The sequence below is a fragment of the Pelomonas sp. Root405 genome, assembly GCF_001425165.1.
In the GTDB taxonomy this organism is placed as follows: domain Bacteria; phylum Pseudomonadota; class Gammaproteobacteria; order Burkholderiales; family Burkholderiaceae_C; genus Pelomonas.
The window spans coordinates 97,049-114,801 of sequence record NZ_LMDU01000004.1; the positions used below are offsets into that span (position 1 = coordinate 97,049).

The following is a 17,753-nucleotide window of genomic DNA, read 5'->3' on the forward strand; positions in this document are numbered from 1 at the left end:
ACAGAGGAATTCAAAAGTCGTTGCATTTGCTCTGTGTCTCCGTGCCTCTGTGGTTGCATTGGAAGTTTCATCGCTCGTCGAAGCTGATGACCACTCGCTCGGTCAGCGGATGAGCCTGGCAGCTGAGGATGAAGCCATTGGCGACTTCCGCCTTGTCGAGCGCGAAGTTCTTGTCCATGCGAACCTCGCCCTCGATGAGCTTGCAACGGCAGGTCGAGCACACGCCGCTCTTGCAGGAGAACGGCACATCCATGCCCTCACGCGCGGCAGCGTCGAGGAGGCTGGGGTCGCTGGCATGGAACTCGATCTCGCGCGACAGGCCGTCGCGGATGACGGTCACGCGGGCCTGCGGCGCATCACCCGGCTTGACCTCGTGCGGCACCGGCCTGCCCGACAGCGTCTCCGGTGTGCCGAAGCGCTCGATGTGGATGCGCTCGGCCGGGATGCCCGAGCCCAGCAGCGCGGCCTCGGCCTGGTCGTTCATCTCGAAAGGGCCGCAGACGAACACCTCGTCGATGCTGCTGGCCGGCACCGGGCCGGCCAGGAAGGCGCTGAGCTTGCCGGCGTCGAGCCGCCCGCCGTACAGCGGTGCGTCCACGACTTCGCGGCTGAAGATCAGGTGCAGCGACAGCCGCGTCATGAAACGATTCTTCAGGTCTTCGAGTTCTTCCTTGAACATCGTCGACGCGGTACGGCGGTTCGAGTAGATCAGCGTCGCTCGGGCACTCGGCTCCCGCTCCAGCAGCGCCGTCAGGATGGCAATGATGGGCGTGATGCCCGAGCCGCCAGCGATGAAGAGGACATGGCGCCCGGCCTCGGACTTGGGCAGGACGAAACGGCCTTGCGGCGGATAGGACTCGATGACGTCGCCCGCCTTGAGCTGCTCATGAACCCAGCTCGAGAACGCACCGCCGTCGACGCGGCGGATGCCGACGCGCAATTGACGGTCGGAGCAGATGGAGTAGCTGCGTCGCAGCTCTTGGCCGCCGACGCTGGCGCGCAGCGTCAGGTACTGGCCGGGCTCGAAGCCGAAACTGTCGGCGGGCGCTTCGAAGCCGACGACCATCGCGTCGTCGGTGTCGCGTTCGACGCTGCTCACGCGCAAGGGGTGGAAGTGGAGTGCCATCTCAGATGGGTTTGAAGTATTCGAAGGGTTCGAGGCACTCGATGCAGCGCCACGTGGACTTGCACGCGGTGGAGCCGAAGCGGGATAACTGTTCTGTGCGGCCACTGTCGCAACGCGGGCAACGCAGCCGCGGCACGATACGGATGGCCTGCTCGCCGCTGCACTGCGGCGGCACGATGCCGTACTGCTGCAGCTTCTCGCGGCCCTCGGGCGTGATCCAGTCGGTGCTCCACGCGGGCGCGCGCTGCATGGTCACGGTCACGTCGCCAAACTCGGCCAGCGCCGCGCGCACGTCGTCGGCAATCAGCTCGGTGGCCGGGCAGCCGCTGTAGGTGGGCGTCAGCACGACCTCAACGCCGGACGCCGTCTCGCGCAGGTCGCGCACGATGCCCAGCTCCACCAGGCTGACGGCCGGGATTTCCGGGTCGGGCACGGCAGCGAGGCGCTCGCGGGCTGCAACGAGGTTCATCACCACACGCCGCCTGGATACATGCGCTGCAGGTGCTGCATCGTGCCCAGCATGTGGCCCATGTGCTCGCTGTGGATGCCGTCGATGCCGCGCGGCTGCATGGCGCTGTCGCGGGGCAAGTTCAAGCCGGCCTCCTGCATCAGCGTGGCCCAGCGTTCGCGCCATTCGGGCTCCAGCTCGTTCCACGCCGGGCCGACGCCATCGGCGCCTTCGGCGGCGAACAGCTCGTTGAAGTAAGGCCACAGCACGTTCAGCGCGACCTGCATGCGCGCCTTCGACTCGTCGGTGCCGTCGCCCAACCGGACAAGCCAGTCGCTGGAATGCTGGCGGTGATAGCGCACCTCCTTCAGCGACTTGGCGGCAATGCCGGCGATCTCGGTGTCCGAGCTCGCCTGCAGCCGATCAAACAGCAGCTCCAGCCAGATCGCCATGGCCGCATTGCGCAGGGTCGTCAGCGCGAAGTCGCGCCCGCCGCCGCCGTCGCTCGGGCTGGCCGCCGCGTTGGGCAATTCGACAAGCACGACGTTGCGGTAGTCGCGCTCCTCGCGCAGGAAGGCGAGCTGGTCCTCATCGCGGCCGGCGCCCTCGAGCTGGCCCGCATGGGTCAGCAGCGCACGCGCCTGACCCAGCAGGTCCAGCGCAATGTTGGACAGCGCGAGGTCTTCCTCCAGCACCGGCGCATGGCCAGCCCATTCGGACAGGCGCTGGCTGTGGATGAGGCAGGTGTCCGCCAGGCGCAGGACGTAGGTGGTCTTGGCGTCCATCACATGTGGTTCAGTTCGTCCGGCAGTTCATAGAACGTCGGATGGCGGTAGACCTTGTCGTCGGCCGGGTCGAACAGGCTGCCCTTCTCGGTCGGGTCGCTGGCGGCGATCTGCTCGGAGCGCACGACCCAGATGCTGGTGCCTTCCTGGCGGCGCGTATAGACGTCGCGCGCCATCTGGATGGCCATGGCCGAGTCGGGCGCGTGCAGGCTGCCGCAGTGCTTGTGGTCCAGGCCCGCCTTGCTGCGGACGAACACTTCCCACAGCGGCCATTCGTTCTTCGGATTGCTCATCACGCTGCCTCTTGTTTGACGGCTTGCTTGCGCGCATGCGCCAGCGCCGCATCGCGAACCCAGGCGCCGTCGTCCCAGGCCTTGTTGCGGGCGGCCAGGCGCTCGCGGTTGCAGGGGCCTTCCCCGCCGACGACGCGCCAGAACTCGGGCCAGTCGATCTCGCCGAAGTCGTACGAATCGCGCTCGGCGTTCCACTTCAGCGCCGGGTCGGGCACGGTCACGCCGAGGATGTCGGCCTGAGGAATGGTCGCGTCAACGAACTTCTGGCGCAGCTGGTCGTTGGTGACGCGCTTGATGCCCCAGCGCATGCTCTGCTCGGAGTTCGGCGAGTCCTTGTCCGCCGGGCCGAACATCATCAGCGACGGCCACCACCAGCGGTTCACGGCGTCCTGCACCATCGCCTTTTGCGCGGCGCTGCCGTGGGTCATCATCGTCAGCAGGCTCTCATAGCCCTGGCGCTGGTGGAAGCTCTCCTCGCGGCAGACGCGAATCATGGCCCGCGCATAAGGCGCATATGAACACCGGCACAGCGGCACCTGGTTCATGATGGCCGCCCCATCCACCAGCCAGCCGATGACGCCGATGTCGGCCCAGGTCAGCGTCGGGTAGTTGAAGATGGAGCTGTACTTGGCTTTGCCCGACAGCAGCGCCTCGGTCATCTCGTCGCGGCTGGTGCCGAGGGTCTCGGCGGCGGCGTAGAGGTAGAGGCCGTGGCCGCCCTCGTCCTGCACCTTGGCCAGCAGGATGGCCTTGCGCTTGAGCGTCGGCGCCCGCGTGATCCAGTTGCCCTCGGGCAGCATGCCGACGATCTCGCTGTGCGCATGCTGGCTGATCTGGCGCACCAGCGTCTTGCGGTAATGCTCGGGCATCCAGTCCTTCGCCTCGATGAATTCGCCGGCGTCGATGCGGGCTTCAAAGGCTTCCTCGCGGGCCAGTTCCTCGGCGCTTTTGACGACCTTGGGCTTGGCTTCCCGCGCCATCAGATCCATGGCTTGGGTATACATGGCGGGCTCCTTACTTTTTGCGTTGATCGACCACGCGCCGGGCCTTACCGACCAGCGTGCGTTCGATGGAGTTGTTCGGCTCGACCTGAATGGTCGCGGTCACGCCGATCAGGTTTTTGATGCGCTCCGAGAGTCGCCTGCCGATGCCGTCATCAGTCGCCCCCAGTGCCAGCTCGCAGCGGATCAGCAGCTCGTCCAGCGGCCCGTTGCGGCTGACGACGAGCTGGTACTGCCCGCCCAGGCCCTTTTCCTGCAGGACCAGCTCCTCGACCTGGGTCGGGAACAGGTTGACGCCGCGGATGATCAGCATGTCGTCGCTGCGGCCGACGATCTTGCCCATGCGGCGCATGCTGCGCGAGGTGGGCGGCAGCAGCCGTGTCAGGTCGCGGGTGCGGTAGCGGATGACGGGCATCGCCTCCTTGGTGAGCGACGTGAACACCAGTTCGCCTTCCGATCCATCGGGCAGCACTTCGCCGGTCTCGGGGTCGATGATCTCCGGGTAGAAATGGTCTTCCCAGATGACCGGGCCGTCCTTGCTCTCGATGCATTCGCTGGCGACACCCGGGCCCATCACCTCGGACAGGCCGTAGATGTCCACCGCGTCGATGCCGGCGCTGGCCTCGATGTCGCGGCGCATCGCCTCGGTCCAGGGCTCGGCGCCGAAGATGCCGACCTTCAGCGACGACTCGCGCGCGTCCAGCCCCTGGCGGGTGAACTCCTCCACCAGCACCTGCATATAGCTCGGCGTCACCATGATGATGTCGGGCTTGAAGTCGGTGATCAGCTGCACCTGCTTTTCGGTCTGGCCGCCGCTCATCGGGATGACCGTGCAGCCCAGGCGCTCGGCGCCGTAATGCGCGCCCAGGCCGCCGGTGAACAGGCCGTAGCCATAGGCCACGTGCACAAGGTCACCCGCACGGCCGCCGGCGGCGCGGATGGAGCGTGCCACCAGGTTGGCCCAGTGGTCGATGTCCTTCAGCGTGTAGCCGACCACCGTGGGCTTGCCGGTGGTGCCTGACGACGCATGGATGCGCGCCAACTGCTGGCGTGGCATCGCGAACATGCCGAACGGGTAGTTGGCGCGCAGGTCGTGCTTGGTCGTGAACGGGAACTTCGCCAGGTCGGCGAGCGTCTTCAGGTCGGACGGATGCACGCCAGCCCCATCGAACTTCGCCTTGTAGTGCGGCACGTGGTCGTAGGCGTGCTGCAGGCTCCAGCGCAGGCGGTCGAGCTGCAACGCCTGCAGCTCGTCGCGGCTGGCCGTTTCGATGGGTTCGAGGTCGCCGGGAGCGGGTGTCTTGACGGTCATGCTTCGAACACCTTTCGTTCACCCAAACGGTAGGAGCGGCCGCGGAACATCGCGATCAGGTCGCCGTGCTGGTTCCGTACCGCAATGTCGTACAGGCCGGTGCGGCCCGCCAGCGAGGTTTCCTCGGCCGTCGCGGTAAGCACGTCGCCCAGCTTGGCGCTCTTCAGGATGTCGATGCCGAAGCCCGACGCTACCGTCAGCGCGTTGCGGGCGTTGCAGGCAAAGGCAAAGGCCGAGTCGGCCAGCGTCGCGATCAGGCCACCATGGCAGATGGCGAACCCATTCAGCATGTCGGCCCGCACCGTCATCGTCGCCACCGCGCGGCCGGGCGAGACATCGGCGATCTGCATGCCCAGCATCTTGGTAGCGGCATCGTCCGCGAGCATGACGTCGCGGACCTTATCGGCAACAGCTTGGGCGTCCATCAACGGTCCTTGAACTCGGGCTTGCGCTTGTCCATGAAAGCCGCCACGCCTTCCAGGTAGTCGTAGGCAAAGCCGAGCTGGCTCTGCAGCACCGCTTCGCGCTTGAGAGCCGGCTCGTAATCGAGCTTCATCGCCTCATCCAGCGCCCGGCGCGTTTCCACCAAGGCCCGCGTCGGCATGCCGGCCAGCTTCTGCGCGATGGACATGGCCGTGTCCTGCAATTCGGCGTCGGGCACCACCCGCGAAATCAGCCCCAGCCGCTCGGCCTCGGCCGCCTGCAGCTTGTCGCCCAGCAGCGCCAGTTCCAGCGCCTTGGCGCGGCCGACCAGGCGGGGCAGCAGCCAGGTGCCGCCGCAGTCCGGCAACAACCCGATCTTGGAGAAGGCCTGGATGAAGCTCGCGCTTTCGGCCGCCAGCACCAGGTCGCACCCAAAAGCCAGGTTGGCCCCGGCGCCCGCTGCCACGCCATTGACGGCCGCCACCACCGGCACCGGCATGCTGCGCAGGCGCAGCGCCAGGGGGATGTAGTAATGGTCCAGCATGTGGCCAATGTCCTTCGGCGCTGCGCCCACCTCGCGGCTCGGCGCCACCTGTGGGTCGGCCAGGTCCTGTCCCGCACTGAAGGCACGGCCGGCGCCCGTGATCAGTACACAGCGCGTCTGTCCGTCCTCAGCCGCCGCCTCCAGCGCATGGCGCAGTTGGCCCAGCATCGCCGCCGTGAACGCATTCAGCGCCTCGGGGCGGTTGAGCCGCAGCAGGCGCACGCCGCCGTGCTGTTCGATCTGGATCAATGGCTCAGTCATGGAATTCCTCTACCGACCGGTCGGTTAATCGTACGGGCGGCCGGGGCGAACAGCAAGCCGCAGGCGGGAAAACCCTAGCCCTTGACGATTTCCACCCCGTCGGCCAGGGCAGCGACGAGCTCGGGCTTGGGCGGCGAGAAGCCCGGTGCCGTGCAGGCAGCCGCCCCGGCGGCCAGGGCCGCGCGCAGGTGGTGCTCGGCGGACGCGCCGGCGTTGCGCATCAGGCTGTCCAGCAGCCCGGCCATCGCCGAATCGCCCGCGCCGACCGTGTCGACCACCTCGACGCGCGGCGGCAGGCCACTGCATTCCTCCACGCCGTGATACAGCGTCGCCCCCGCCTCCCCGCGGGTCAGCAACAGCCAGGCTCCAGGGTTCCATGCCGCAATCTGGGCCAGGCCGGAACGGTGGTCCGGCAGGCGGAACAGGCCACGCAGGTCTTCATCGGACACCTTGATGACATCCGCCAGCCGGCACATCTGCTCCAGCGTGTCGTCGTAGCTGGCATCCATCGGCGGCGCGCGGAAGTTGGGGTCGTAGCTGATGAGACGACCCTCGGCCTTCAGCGCTTGCGCCAGCGCCAGCAGCCGGCCGGCCAGCGGCTCACGCACCAGGCCCAGGCTGCCGAAATGGGCCCAGCGCACGGATCGCGCCCAGCCCATCGGCAGGCCCTCGGGGCGGAAATGCAGGTCGGCGCTGTCCTGGCCGATGAAGAAATACCGCGGCGGGTCGACCTCGTGCACGACGGCCAGCAGCGGCGGCCGCGGCAGTTGCTGGATGAAGCGCATGTCGAGGTTGGCCTCCTGGCTGCACTGCCAGATCTCGGCGCCGAAGTGATCCTGGCTGATGGCGCCGCCAAAGGCGCTCAGCTGGCCCAACGTGGACATCGCCACCGCCACATTCCAGGGCGAGCCGCCACAGGCACTGCGCCAGCGGTCGGGGCCAATGCGGATCAGGTCCGTCAGCGCTTCACCGAAGGCGACGAAGTGCGGCAGGTCGGGATGCAGGATCTGGCTCATGTCGCGCTGATTCAAGCGCGAGCGCACTTCCACCGCAAGCCCCTGGACTTTCGGCGGCTGACACAATTGCGCCATGCCCGCCCGTGTGATCCCCCTGCATGACGCCCGCCCGCTGCGCATCGCGCCGCTGCCCACTGGGCTGCCGGGCTTCCCGCTGGCTGATGCGCTAGGGCGTCCGCTGCGCGACCTGCGCATCTCGGTGACCGACCGCTGCAACTTCCGCTGCGGCTACTGCATGCCCAAGCAGGTGTTCGACAAGCACCATGAGTTCCTGCCCCATGCCGACCTCCTCAGTTTTGAGGAGATCACGCGGCTGGCCAGCGTCTTCGTCGGCCTGGGCGTCGAAAAACTGCGCATCACGGGCGGCGAGCCGACGCTGCGCCGCCACCTCGAAACCCTGATCGAGATGCTGGCCCGGCTGCGCACGCCCGACGGCCGCGAACTCGACCTGACGCTGACCACCAACGGCTCGACGCTGGTAAAGAAAGCCGCCGCCCTGAAGGCTGCGGGGCTGAACCGCCTGACGGTCAGCCTGGACGGGCTGGACGACGCGGTCTTCCAGCGCATGAACGACGTCGGCTTCCCCGTGGCCGAGGTGCTGGACGGCATTCGCGCCGCGCAGGCCGCGGGCCTCGGGCCCATCAAGGTCAACATGGTGGTGCAGCGCGGCGTCAATGACGACCAGATCCTGGCCATGGCGCGCCACTTCAGGCACAGCGGCGTCGTGCTGCGCTTCATCGAATACATGGACGTCGGCGCGACCAATGGTTGGCGCATGGACCAGGTACTGCCGTCTGCCGAAGTGCAGCGCCGCATCGCGGCCGAGTTCCCGCTGACGCCGCTGTCCCACAGCGCCCCGGGCGAGACGGCCGAGCGCTGGGCCTATGCCGACGGCGGCGGCGAAGTGGGCTTCATCTCCAGCGTGACGCAGGCCTTCTGCGGCGACTGCAACCGCGCCCGGCTGTCGACCGAGGGGCGGCTCTACACCTGCTTGTTCGCCCACCGCGGGCACGACCTGCGCGGGCTGCTGCGCGGGACCGAGCCGGTCAGCGACGCCCAGTTGGCCGGCGCCGTGGCCGGTGTCTGGAGCGGCCGCGACGACCGCTATTCGCAGTTGCGTGGCACGGCCGGCGCGGTGACCGAGGCCCGCGTCGAGATGCATTACATCGGTGGCTGAACTCCACGCCCTCGTCCTCGCTGGCGGCCGCGGCAGCCGCATGGGTGGCGTGGACAAGGGCTTGCAGCTGCTGGGCGACCAGCCCCTGGTCGCCCACGTCATCGCGCGCCTGGCACCGCAGGCGCGCGTGCTGCGGATCAGCGCCAACCGCAACCTCGATGCCTATGCCGCCCTGGGCCACGAGGTGCTGGCCGACCCGGCCGGGCTCGAATTCGCCGGCCCGCTTGCCGGCATGCTGGCCGGCCTCCACGCCATCCCCGACGACGCCTGGCTGCTGACCGCGCCCTGCGACTGCCCTCGCCTGCCGCTGGACCTGGCAGAGCGCCTGCTTGAAGCCGCGCGCCCCCATGGCCTCGCCTTCGCCCAGGCGGCGCGCGAACATCCCACCCACGCGCTGCTGCACCCGCGGCTGCGCGGCCCGCTGGCGGCTCACCTGCAGGCCGGCGCACGCGCCGTGCTGGGCTGGATGCGGTCCCAGCCTCACGGCGTGGCCCGCTTCGATGACGAAGTGGCCTTCGCCAACCTCAACCATCCGGCCGACCTGGCGCAGCTGCATGGTTGATATCCAGTTGCGCGCCATGGCCGAGACCGATTTGCTCGCCTACAAGGCCTTGCGCGACGCGATGCTGGCCGGCCACCCCGAGGCCTTCACGTCCGACGCCGAGACCGAAGGCCAGCGCGACCTGGCCAGCTACCGCAACCGCCTGGCCGGCGGCGCCAATGGCGGCACGCTGTTCACACTGGTGGCGCTGCATGGCGCCCGCCTAGTCGGCGCGCTGACCTGCGAACGCGAACCGCGCCGCAAGGTGCAGCACATCGCCCACCTGATCGGCATGATGGTGGCCGACACCCACCGTGGTCGCGGTATCGGCCGGGCTCTGCTCATGGCGGCCATCGCCCAGCTCCGGGCCATGCCGGGCCTGGCCCAGGTCACCCTGACCGTGACCGCCGGCAATCGCGCCGCCATCGGCCTCTACGAAAGCCAGGGCTTTGTGCGCTATGGCCGCCTGCCGGATGCGATCCGGTTGCCGGACGGCCGGCGTCTAGAGAAGGCCCTGATGCTGCTAAGGCTGGATTAGGTCGAACTGCACCACCAGGGCGTCCTGCACGGCCAGCAGTCCACCCAGCGCCGTGAAGGGCTGGATGCCGAAGTCGCTTTGCCGGATGACGACCTCGCCGCGCGCGCGTCCGCCCTCGACCTGGACCGCGAACCACTGCCGCCGCGTGGTGCCATGCAGCGCGATCTCGGCTTCCACCGCGCGCCGCCCGCCTTCGCCGACCTGCTGCAGCGTGCGCACGCTCACCTCGGGGTACGTTGCAGCATCCAGCGCCTTCAGCAGATTGCTGCGCGTGCCGGCGCGGGCCGCGTCGTCGACGGCGCTGGCAAAAGCCCGGCCGAGGCGCTCGCGCAAGGCGGGCGGGTCGACGTCCAATGCATCGAGCCGGAAGCGCAGCACCGGCCCGGCGGCCGGCCATTCCACGCGCAGGTCGCCTGCTGCCAGCACATGGTTGTGTCCCAACCGCGCCGCCGTGCCGCCGCGGAAGACCAGAATGCGCAACGCATTGCCAGCGGCTTCTGCAGCCGGGGTGACCGGCTGCGGCACGACCGCGCAGCCGACCAGCACGGCCGTCGCCGTCAGCAGCAGCAAGCGGCGGGTTGCCGTGGGTTGCGGGTGCAAGTCAGGGGTTTTCAGGAGGGTTTTGTCCGGCGGCGCACGGCGCTGCTGCGCCGGGCTGGACTAGCATAGCCACATCCTCCTCAACGGAGCCCCCGCATGGCCAGCCTGTTCCGCCCCGCCCTTGACCTGATGGCGCAATACGCCGCCTACCACCGCGACCGCCGCAACATCGCGACGCACTTCGTGGGCATTCCCCTCATCGTGTTCGCCATCAGCGTGCTGCTGGCGCGCGTCGAATTCACGCTCACCGACACGCCGATGAACGCCGCCATCCTGCTGTGGGGCATCACGGCGCTTTGGTACCTGACCCGCGGCAACCTCGTGCTCGGCGCGGCCACCGCCATCGTCAATGGTGTGCTGACGGCGTTGGCCATGACCGCAGCCCAGGGGTCGATGACGAGCTGGCTGGTCATCGGCATCGGCAGCTTTGTCGTCGGCTGGGTATTCCAGTTCATCGGCCACTACTACGAGGGCAAGAAGCCCGCCTTCGTCGACGACCTCGTCGGCCTGCTGGTCGGCCCGATGTTCGTCGTCGGCGAGGCCATGTTCATGCTCGGCTGGGGCCGCCCGCTGCTCGAAGAGATCGAACGCCGCGTCGGCCCGACGCATCTGCGCGATCTGGCCCACCCCGTCTAGAACGTGACGCCCCTCGTCCAAGGCGTACCTCGGCCTGTCCCCCGCGGGGACGGCGGTGCTCGCGGCGTCAAACCGCTCGCACATCGCCAGCGCGAGCTGGCCTGGGAGCGGCCCGGCGCTCATCCCGCAACAGTCACGACGACCGCCACTGAACGTCTCGGGCGATGACCGGCGTTCTCGTCATGGGCGCCGGCGCCGTCGGCTGCTTTGTCGGCGGCCTGACGCAACTGGCCGGTGTGCCAGTGCACTTCGTCGGCCGGCCACGCGTGCTGGCCAATCTTCGCAAGCACGGCCTGCGTCTGACCGACCTCGACGGGCTGGACCGCCGCATTCCGCCGCTGGCGCTGCGCCTGCACGAGCAGCCGCCGGCAACACTCAAGCCGGACCTGGTGCTGCTGTGCGTGAAGTCGGGTGCCACGGTGGAGGCAGCGACGGCGCTGGGCCTGACGCTGCCGCTGGGCAGCGCCGTCGTCAGCCTGCAGAACGGCATCGGCAATGCCGCCGCGGCGCGCCAGGCGGCGCCGCAGCTGCACTGGCATGCGGGCATGGTGCCGTACAACATCGCCGAGATCGGCCCCGGGCACTACCACCGCGGCACCGGCGGGGCCTTGGCCGCCGAGGGTTCGGCCGGGGACCTGACGCTGGCCGCCTGGCAGACCGCACTGGCCGGCGTCGGCATGGGGCTGACGCTGCACGCCGACCTGGCGCCGGTGCAATGGGGCAAGCTGCTGCTCAACCTGAACAACCCGGTCAATGCGCTGTCCGGGCTGCCGCTGCGCGAGCAGCTCTTGCTACGCGGCTACCGGCGCGTGCTGGCCGCCTTGCAGCAAGAAGCGCTGGACTTGCTGGATGCCGCCCACCGCCCGGTCGCCCAGCTCACGCCATTGCCGCCGCGGCGGCTGCTGGCCCTGCTGCGCATGCCGACCTTCGTCTTCCGCATGGCCGCGTCGCGCATGCTGCGCATCGACGCCAAGGCCCGCTCCAGCATGGCCGACGACCTGGCGGCCGGCCGCCCGACCGAGATCGATGCGCTCTGCGGCGAGGTCGTGCGCCTGGGGCGCGCCCAGGGGCGCGGCGCACCGCTGAACCTGCGCATGCAAGGCCTGGTGCGCGACTGGCCCAAGCGCCAACAGCCCTATTCGCCCGACGACCTGCTTCAGGCCATCGGCTTGTCCTGAATTGATCCATCTCCGTCTGCCAGCGCGTGGCGACAGACGCTTGGCAGCGGAACACTGGCGGCCTCAACAACGCAACGAGGCCCAGCATGACCACCGCCCTGATCGTCATCGACGTCCAGCACTCCTTCACCCAGCGCCCCAGTTTCGAAATCGACGGCCTGCCCGCCTATCTCGCCGCGCAGAACCGCCTCATCGAAGGTTTCGAAGCCGCCGGCCTGCCGATCGTGCGCGTCTTCCATGTGCAGCCTGATGCGACCGGCGCTGACCCCTTCAGCCTGGAGAGCGGCCACGTACGCCCGCTCGAAGGCCTGCGCGACTTCAAGGCAGACACCACCGTCCACAAGACCCGCCACAGCGCCCTCGTCGGCAGCGGCCTGGACGTGTGGCTGGTCAGCCGCGGCATCCGCCAGCTCGTCATCAGCGGCATCCGCACCGAGCAATGTTGCGAGACGACGACGCGGCATGCCAGCGACCTCGGCTGGGACGTCATCTACGTGCCCGAGGCGACACTCACCTTCACGATGCAGCACCCCGACGGCAGCCCGCTGACACCCGCCCAGCTCCGCGCCCGCACGGCCGCCGTGCTGGATGGCCGCTTCGCGCGCGTCATGGACGCAGAGGCGGCGCTGCAAGCCGTCACTGAACAGGAAGCCGCGATTGCCTGAACCCAAACAGGTCCTCTTCGTCCTGCAGGACGACAGCCTCGTCCTCGACTGGGCCGGCCCCGCCGAGGCGCTGCGGCTGGCCAGCCTGGAGATCGCCGCGTTGAAGCTGGCGGTCGCGCCCTTCGAGCTGCGCTTCGTTGCCCCACGCACCGAGGCGACCGGCTCCGTCGGCATCCGGCTGCAGGCGCTGGAGCCACTGCCGTCGGCCTTGCCCGATGGCAGCTGGATCCTCCTCGTCGGCCGCACCTCGGCCGCCGAGGCACGGCAGCCCCGACAACAGCGCGAGCTCGTTGCTTGGCTGTCCCGCCTGGCACCCGGCCGGCCGGGGCTGCGCCTCGTCACCGTTTGTTCTGGCGCCCTGCTGGCCGCCCAGGCGGGGCTGCTCGACGGCCGGCGGGCGACGACCCACCACCAGCATCTGGACGACCTCGCCCGCCTCGCACCGCGCGCGACGGTGCTCCAGGACCGCGTTTTCGTGTGCGACGGCGAGGTGTTCACCAGCGCCGGCGTGACGGCTGGCATCGACCTCGCCCTGCATCTCGTTGCTGAACACGCCGGTGAACTGGTGGCTGCCCGTGTGGCTGAACAGATGGCCGTGGCGCTGCGACGCGGCCCGGCCGACCCCGAGCTGTCACCGCTGCTGGCCCACCGCCAGCACCTGAACGCGCGGCTGCACCGCGTTCAAGATGCTCTGAGCGTCGGCCCGGCGGAGGACTGGCCGCTGGCGCGCATGGCCGCGCTGGCGGCCACGACGCCGCGCACGCTGAGCCGCCTGTTTGCGCAGCACGCCTGCACCAGCCCGCAGGCCTACCTGCGCGGCGTGCGGCTGGCCGTGGCCAAACGAGCGCTGGAGGCCGGCGCCAGCGTTGGCGCCGCCAGCGAGGCAGCCGGCTTCAACTCCGAGCTGCAATTGCGCCGGGCCTGGGCGGCGGCGGGCTGGCCGGGCACACCGTCGGCAGCTCGCCGCACGGAAGTCGGCTTAGGCGCTTGACCGGCCGGGGTAGGACTTGCGCCCCTTGCATACCGCAAGTAAAACCGAACTGTCGTTCAGGCACCGCGGGGCATTGGCCTTCGGGGCGAACTGGCGACAATGCCGAGTTATCAAAAAATAAGCGCCCCTGCCATGCTCGAACTTCTGTCCGACCCACAGACCTGGATCGCCCTTGCCACGCTGACCGCGCTGGAACTGGTGCTGGGCATCGACAACATCATCTTCATCAGCATCCTGGTGGACAAGCTGCCGAAGGCTCGCCAGGAAGTGGCGCGGCGCCTGGGCCTGTTCATGGCCATGTTCATGCGCATCGGCCTGCTGCTGGTGCTGGCGTGGATCGTCGGGTTGGTGGAGCCGCTGTTCACGCTGCCGGTCATCGACAAGCCCATCTCCGGGCGAGACCTCATCCTCATCGGCGGCGGTCTGTTCCTGATCTGGAAGAGCACGGCCGAGATCCACGGCTCGCTGGAGGGCGAAGACGAGAGCCACGACGGCATCGGCGGCAAGGCCAAGGCCGCCTTCACCGCCGTCATCCTGCAGATCATGGTCATCGACCTTGTTTTCTCGCTGGACTCCATCATCACCGCCGTCGGCATGGTCGACGACGTGCGCATCATGATCTGCGCGGTCATCGCCTCGGTCGCCCTGATGATGCTGTTCGCCGGTCCCATCGGTCGTTTCGTGTCCGCGCATCCCACCATCAAGATGCTGGCGCTGGCCTTCCTGGTCGTCGTCGGTGTGGTCCTGGTCGCCGAAGGCTTTGGCCACCATGTGCCGAAGGGCTACATCTACTTCGCGATGGCCTTCTCGCTGGGCGTCGAGATGATCAACATCAAGCTGCGCAAGAACTCCGAAACCAAGATCAAGCTGCGCCAGCAGATCCCCGGCGGCGACGACTGAGGCACCAGGCGGCACCTGGGCAGCGCAAGGCTGCTCAGGTGGCCCAGATGCGCGGGGCGCTGGCGGGAAGCCCCCAAAACCGCTCGCGCCACAACGCGCTGACGCGTCGAAGCGCCAGTGTCACGCCCTCGACCTCGTCGCCGACGACGCGTGCCAGCAGCACGGCTCCGCGCGGGCTCGCGAGATGGGTGATGCCACAGCGCGGTACGCCGTCCAGCAAGGCGCGGCTGTCGGTCAGAAGCGTCTCGACCTCTGCCAGCGCCGCTCTTTGCGCATAGACCAGCGTGCCCAGCACACGCTGGCCTGCCAGGCCGCAGGGCCCGTCGAGCAAGGCCGTGTCGGCGGCATCAATCCAGCCGCGGTCCAGCCACAGGCCTTCCACCTCCAGATGCTGAAGCAGCCGACCCGTGTCGAAGGGCTGGCCCGCTGCGGGCAGGCCGAGGCCCAGCACCTCGGTGGCGAACACGCTGGCGCCCGCTGCCAGGCTGAGCTTGACCTCGTTGCGGGCCAGGCAACCCGGATAGGCCAGCGTCTCTTGCGGCAGCCACTCCAGCCGCGCGCCTTCGCCCACGCTGGCGTGGACCACCTGGGCGGCCTCGCCGGCGTTGGAACGGTAGAAGCGCGTCGCTGCCGGTGTCGTCACCAGCAGATGGCTGCCCGCCTGCAGGTCCAGCGTGATGTCGAGCCTGTCCCCGCCGACCAGCCCGCCGGGTGGGTGAACCAGCACCGCATGCGCGATGCCGGCACCTTCCGGATAGAGCGTCTTCAGCAGGCGCAGTGGGCCGTCGTGGCGGGCATGCACGCGCGTCGCGTTCGCGCCGTCCCGCGCCGCCGTCAGAACCAGCCGGGCGGGCCAGCGTATGGGGTCAGCCGACAAGCAGGCCCTTCTTCTCGATGAAAGCGACCACCTCGGCCAGGCCCTCGCGGGTCTTGAGGTTGGTCATCACCCAGGGCTTGACGGGGCGCATGCGCGCGGTGTCGCTGCGCATCACGTCGAGATCGGCGCCAACGTGCGGCGCCAGGTCGATCTTGTTGATGACGAAGAGGTCGCTCTTGGTGATGCCGGGGCCGCCCTTGCGCGGGATCTTCTCGCCGGCCGCCACGTCGATGACGTAGATGGTCAGATCACTCAGCTCGGGGCTGAAGGTCGCCGCCAGGTTGTCGCCACCGCTCTCGACGAAGACGATGTCGGCGTCGGGGAACTTGTCCAACATGCGGTCGACGGCTTCGAGGTTGATCGAGCAGTCCTCGCGGATGGCGGTGTGCGGGCAGCCGCCGGTCTCCACGCCCATGATGCGTTCGGGTTGAAGGGCGCCCGCCACGGTCAGCAGGCGCTGATCTTCCTTCGTGTAGATGTCGTTGGTGACGACGACGAGGTCCCAGCGCTCGCGCATCGTCTTGCAGAGCATCTCGACCAGGGTGGTCTTGCCCGAGCCGACGGGGCCGCCGACGCCGACACGCAGCGGCGGCAGTTTTTTCGTTCGATTCGGAATGGCGTGCAGGGGTGCGGTCATGAGCGGAACAGTCTCGAATATTGGGTTTCGTGGCGGGCGCCGTGGATGCCCAGCAAGGGCGCGAAGGCCATCGGTTCGGGTGCGGCCATGGCGGCGGCCACGGCTTGTGGAATCGCGTGCACGAGGCCTGCCAGCAGCCGCTGGCCAGCGGTCTGGCCGAGCGGCACGCCCCTGATGGCGGCCTGCATCAGGTTCTCGGCCCAGCCGAAGGCGATGGCCTGCAGCGCCGGCTCCAGCGCCGCGCCGCGGGACGCCGCAGCGGCGCCCATGACGACAGGCCAGGTAGGCGCCGGCTTGAGGGCTTTGAGCAGCGGCAACACTGTCGCCTCGGGCATCAGGCCCTGCATCCAGATGAGCAGGCTGCGGCCCATCTGCTGGGCCTGCTGAAGGCTCTCGCTGGTCTCGCGCGTCTGCAGCACCCAGGCGTTCAGTTCGGCCAGCCGCGCGCCGTCGAGGGCCAGCGTCGCCGCATGCGCGGCCGCCGCCACCGGCAGCTCTGCGCGCGCCTGCACAAGTTCGAGCTGGTTCAGCAGCCAGTCGCCAGCGCTTGCCTCGTCATGCACGACGCCGGCATCGACGGCCGCTTCCAGCCCTTCTGAGTAGCTGAAGCCGCCCACTGGCAGCGCGGGCGAGGCGAGCCAGAGCAGATGCAGCAGATAGGTCGCGTTCAGTTCAGTCATCAGGTGCCTATTCCCCTCGCGGTCGGGCAGGTTCCGGCGGACCGAAGCCTAAACTGAACTGGCACCCTCACCGGGCTTTGACAGGGAGAAATCGACGATGCTTGATCGCCACTTGCGCGCCGGCTGGCTTGCCGCCGCATTGATCGCCACCCTGCCAGCTGCCATGGCCTGGGAGCCGCATCCGGATGCCGAAGCGCATCAGGTGCTGCGGGATGCGCGCAAGGACGCCGCTGAAGGCCGGCTTGACCAGGCAGCGGAGAAGCACCTGTGGTTCCACGAGCATGCACTTGCGCGAGACCCGGCGCTGGTCGGGGTGCGCGTGTCCTTCGCACTGCATGACTGGGTAGCCCTGGCGCAGCGTCATCCACCGGCCATGGCGCAGCTCCTTGCCGTGCGCGACCGTGCGGTCGAACAGGTCGAAGCCGGAGGAAGTCGTGGCCAGCGGGCACTGAGCGATGTCCTCCGCATCAACGCGTATCTGGGCCAACCTGAATCCACCCGCGAAGCGTTCACGCGATTCGCCCAACGTGACCCCGCGCTGGCTGAAGACCAGGCCCTTGATGCACTGCCCGCGCTGATCAAGCTGAATGAGTTCGAACTGGCAGCACGTCACCTCGACACCGACGCCGTGCTCGACCGGTTGGAACGCGTGTATCAATCGATGCAGCAAATGCCACGCAAGCTGTCGGACGCTGAACGGGCACTGATGACGCGCGCGAGCCAACGCTATCTCGATGTTCGACTCGCCCGCGTCGTGCTCGTGCTTGCCAAGAGCCAGCGGGATGCAGAGGCAGAACGCGTCGTGGCGCACGGCCGCAAACTACTCGGGCCCGACGCTGTCCACCACCACATGACCCAGGCGTTGCGAGGCATTGCGCCACCTGACGACGGGGGCGGCTGACAGCTGGCTTCGATGGTCGATCCAAAACGGCGCTGCCTCAACTGAGCGCACCACAGGAAGACATGCATGAAGACCACGACCCTATCCGCCTGTCTGCTCATGGTCAGTCTGGGAGCCTTCCACACGGCTGAGCTAGCCCCCTGAATGACCGGACACGGTCCATCGCTTATCTTTGAGGATAGGAGTAGGACTGTGAATATGACTAGGCGGACGGAGTCTGTAG

General features: G+C 68.4%; 22 protein-coding genes. 9 read left to right on the plus strand and 13 right to left on the minus strand.

The annotated features are described in order from the left end of the window. Window positions 1-67 precede the first annotated feature (67 nt). The 9 genes from paaE to ASC81_RS08430 all read right to left on the minus strand — a co-directional run bounded on the left by paaE (window position 68) and on the right by ASC81_RS08430 (window position 7,209). Window positions 68-1,126: a 1,2-phenylacetyl-CoA epoxidase subunit PaaE gene (paaE, locus tag ASC81_RS08390; RefSeq protein ID WP_056265183.1), complete on the minus strand. Its 1,059-nt coding sequence runs from the start codon at window positions 1,124-1,126 to the stop codon at window positions 68-70. 1 nt (window position 1,127) lies between these two features. Beyond that, a complete protein-coding gene (gene paaD / locus ASC81_RS08395; protein WP_056265186.1) occupies window positions 1,128-1,595 on the minus strand; it encodes a 1,2-phenylacetyl-CoA epoxidase subunit PaaD in 468 nt (155 codons plus the stop codon). After that, window positions 1,595-2,359 carry a 1,2-phenylacetyl-CoA epoxidase subunit PaaC gene (gene paaC / locus ASC81_RS08400; RefSeq protein ID WP_056265189.1) on the minus strand — a complete coding sequence of 255 codons (765 nt, stop codon included), beginning with the start codon at window positions 2,357-2,359 and terminating at the stop codon, window positions 1,595-1,597. The genes paaD and paaC overlap by 1 nt, the downstream gene beginning before the upstream one ends. Beyond that, the gene (gene paaB / locus ASC81_RS08405) at window positions 2,359-2,652 is read right to left on the minus strand and encodes a 1,2-phenylacetyl-CoA epoxidase subunit PaaB (protein ID WP_056265192.1); all 294 of its coding nucleotides are present in this window, start codon (window positions 2,650-2,652) and stop codon (window positions 2,359-2,361) included. The genes paaC and paaB overlap by 1 nt, the downstream gene beginning before the upstream one ends. Further along, a complete protein-coding gene (paaA, locus tag ASC81_RS08410) occupies window positions 2,652-3,656 on the minus strand; it encodes a 1,2-phenylacetyl-CoA epoxidase subunit PaaA (RefSeq protein WP_056265195.1) in 1,005 nt (334 codons plus the stop codon). The genes paaB and paaA overlap by 1 nt, the downstream gene beginning before the upstream one ends. A gap of 10 nt (window positions 3,657-3,666) precedes the next feature. Continuing rightward, window positions 3,667-4,965: a phenylacetate--CoA ligase PaaK gene (paaK, locus tag ASC81_RS08415; RefSeq protein ID WP_056265199.1), complete on the minus strand. Its 1,299-nt coding sequence runs from the start codon at window positions 4,963-4,965 to the stop codon at window positions 3,667-3,669. Further along, a complete protein-coding gene (gene paaI / locus ASC81_RS08420; protein WP_056265202.1) occupies window positions 4,962-5,390 on the minus strand; it encodes a hydroxyphenylacetyl-CoA thioesterase PaaI in 429 nt (142 codons plus the stop codon). The genes paaK and paaI overlap by 4 nt, the downstream gene beginning before the upstream one ends. Beyond that, window positions 5,390-6,193: an enoyl-CoA hydratase-related protein gene (locus ASC81_RS08425; protein WP_056265205.1), complete on the minus strand. Its 804-nt coding sequence runs from the start codon at window positions 6,191-6,193 to the stop codon at window positions 5,390-5,392. Before ASC81_RS08425 ends, paaI begins: the two co-directional genes overlap by 1 nt. Window positions 6,194-6,267: 74 nt before the next feature. After that, window positions 6,268-7,209, minus strand: coding sequence for a carbohydrate kinase (locus tag ASC81_RS08430; RefSeq protein ID WP_056265208.1), 942 nt, complete (start codon window positions 7,207-7,209; stop codon window positions 6,268-6,270). Window positions 7,210-7,282: 73 nt separating this feature from the next. On the opposite strand from ASC81_RS08430, the gene moaA reads away from it, so the two are divergent. From moaA to ASC81_RS08445, 3 genes are read left to right on the plus strand one after another with little or no spacing between them, the layout of a single operon-like run. Further along, window positions 7,283-8,386: a GTP 3',8-cyclase MoaA gene (moaA, locus tag ASC81_RS08435; RefSeq protein ID WP_056265212.1), complete on the plus strand. Its 1,104-nt coding sequence runs from the start codon at window positions 7,283-7,285 to the stop codon at window positions 8,384-8,386. After that, window positions 8,379-8,948 (plus strand): molybdenum cofactor guanylyltransferase MobA, encoded by a 570-nt coding sequence (gene mobA, locus ASC81_RS08440; RefSeq protein ID WP_235533600.1) that lies wholly within the window; start codon window positions 8,379-8,381, stop codon window positions 8,946-8,948. Before moaA ends, mobA begins: the two co-directional genes overlap by 8 nt. Beyond that, a complete protein-coding gene (locus ASC81_RS08445; RefSeq protein ID WP_162245873.1) occupies window positions 8,941-9,465 on the plus strand; it encodes a GNAT family N-acetyltransferase in 525 nt (174 codons plus the stop codon). Before mobA ends, ASC81_RS08445 begins: the two co-directional genes overlap by 8 nt. Here ASC81_RS08445 and ASC81_RS08450 read toward each other — a convergent pair. Then, complete coding sequence (locus ASC81_RS08450) at window positions 9,451-10,065, minus strand: YceI family protein (RefSeq protein WP_162245874.1); 615 nt, start codon at window positions 10,063-10,065, stop codon at window positions 9,451-9,453. The genes ASC81_RS08445 and ASC81_RS08450 overlap by 15 nt on opposite strands. A 96-nt stretch (window positions 10,066-10,161) precedes the next feature. Between ASC81_RS08450 and ASC81_RS08455 the strand changes: the two genes are divergently transcribed. The 5 genes from ASC81_RS08455 (at window position 10,162) to ASC81_RS08475 (ending at window position 14,435) form a co-directional block, all read left to right on the plus strand. Then, window positions 10,162-10,701 carry a DUF962 domain-containing protein gene (locus ASC81_RS08455; RefSeq protein WP_056265221.1) on the plus strand — a complete coding sequence of 180 codons (540 nt, stop codon included), beginning with the start codon at window positions 10,162-10,164 and terminating at the stop codon, window positions 10,699-10,701. A gap of 164 nt (window positions 10,702-10,865) precedes the next feature. Beyond that, window positions 10,866-11,879, plus strand: coding sequence for a 2-dehydropantoate 2-reductase (locus ASC81_RS08460; protein ID WP_056265226.1), 1,014 nt, complete (start codon window positions 10,866-10,868; stop codon window positions 11,877-11,879). An 86-nt stretch (window positions 11,880-11,965) separates the two neighbouring features. Next, on the plus strand, window positions 11,966-12,544 hold the full coding sequence (locus ASC81_RS08465) for a cysteine hydrolase family protein (RefSeq protein WP_056265250.1): 579 nt from the start codon (window positions 11,966-11,968) through the stop codon (window positions 12,542-12,544). Continuing rightward, entirely contained in the window at window positions 12,537-13,535 is a 999-nt protein-coding gene (locus tag ASC81_RS08470) for a GlxA family transcriptional regulator (protein WP_235533601.1), read from the plus strand. Before ASC81_RS08465 ends, ASC81_RS08470 begins: the two co-directional genes overlap by 8 nt. 132 nt (window positions 13,536-13,667) lie before the next feature. Further along, window positions 13,668-14,435: a TerC family protein gene (locus ASC81_RS08475; protein WP_056265230.1), complete on the plus strand. Its 768-nt coding sequence runs from the start codon at window positions 13,668-13,670 to the stop codon at window positions 14,433-14,435. A gap of 34 nt (window positions 14,436-14,469) precedes the next feature. Here the strand turns inward: ASC81_RS08475 and ASC81_RS08480 are convergent, their stop codons facing one another. From ASC81_RS08480 to ASC81_RS08490, 3 genes are read right to left on the minus strand one after another with little or no spacing between them, the layout of a single operon-like run. Next, window positions 14,470-15,312, minus strand: coding sequence for an urease accessory protein UreD (locus ASC81_RS08480; protein ID WP_235533602.1), 843 nt, complete (start codon window positions 15,310-15,312; stop codon window positions 14,470-14,472). Next, complete coding sequence (gene ureG / locus ASC81_RS08485) at window positions 15,302-15,949, minus strand: urease accessory protein UreG (RefSeq protein WP_056265231.1); 648 nt, start codon at window positions 15,947-15,949, stop codon at window positions 15,302-15,304. The genes ASC81_RS08480 and ureG overlap by 11 nt, the downstream gene beginning before the upstream one ends. Beyond that, window positions 15,946-16,629 (minus strand): urease accessory protein UreF, encoded by a 684-nt coding sequence (locus tag ASC81_RS08490; protein ID WP_056265233.1) that lies wholly within the window; start codon window positions 16,627-16,629, stop codon window positions 15,946-15,948. The genes ureG and ASC81_RS08490 overlap by 4 nt, the downstream gene beginning before the upstream one ends. A gap of 97 nt (window positions 16,630-16,726) precedes the next feature. Here ASC81_RS08490 and ASC81_RS08495 point away from each other — a divergent pair, with 97 nt between their 5' ends. Then, window positions 16,727-17,530 carry a hypothetical protein gene (locus tag ASC81_RS08495; protein WP_056265235.1) on the plus strand — a complete coding sequence of 268 codons (804 nt, stop codon included), beginning with the start codon at window positions 16,727-16,729 and terminating at the stop codon, window positions 17,528-17,530. The last annotated feature ends 223 nt before the right edge of the window (window positions 17,531-17,753 follow it).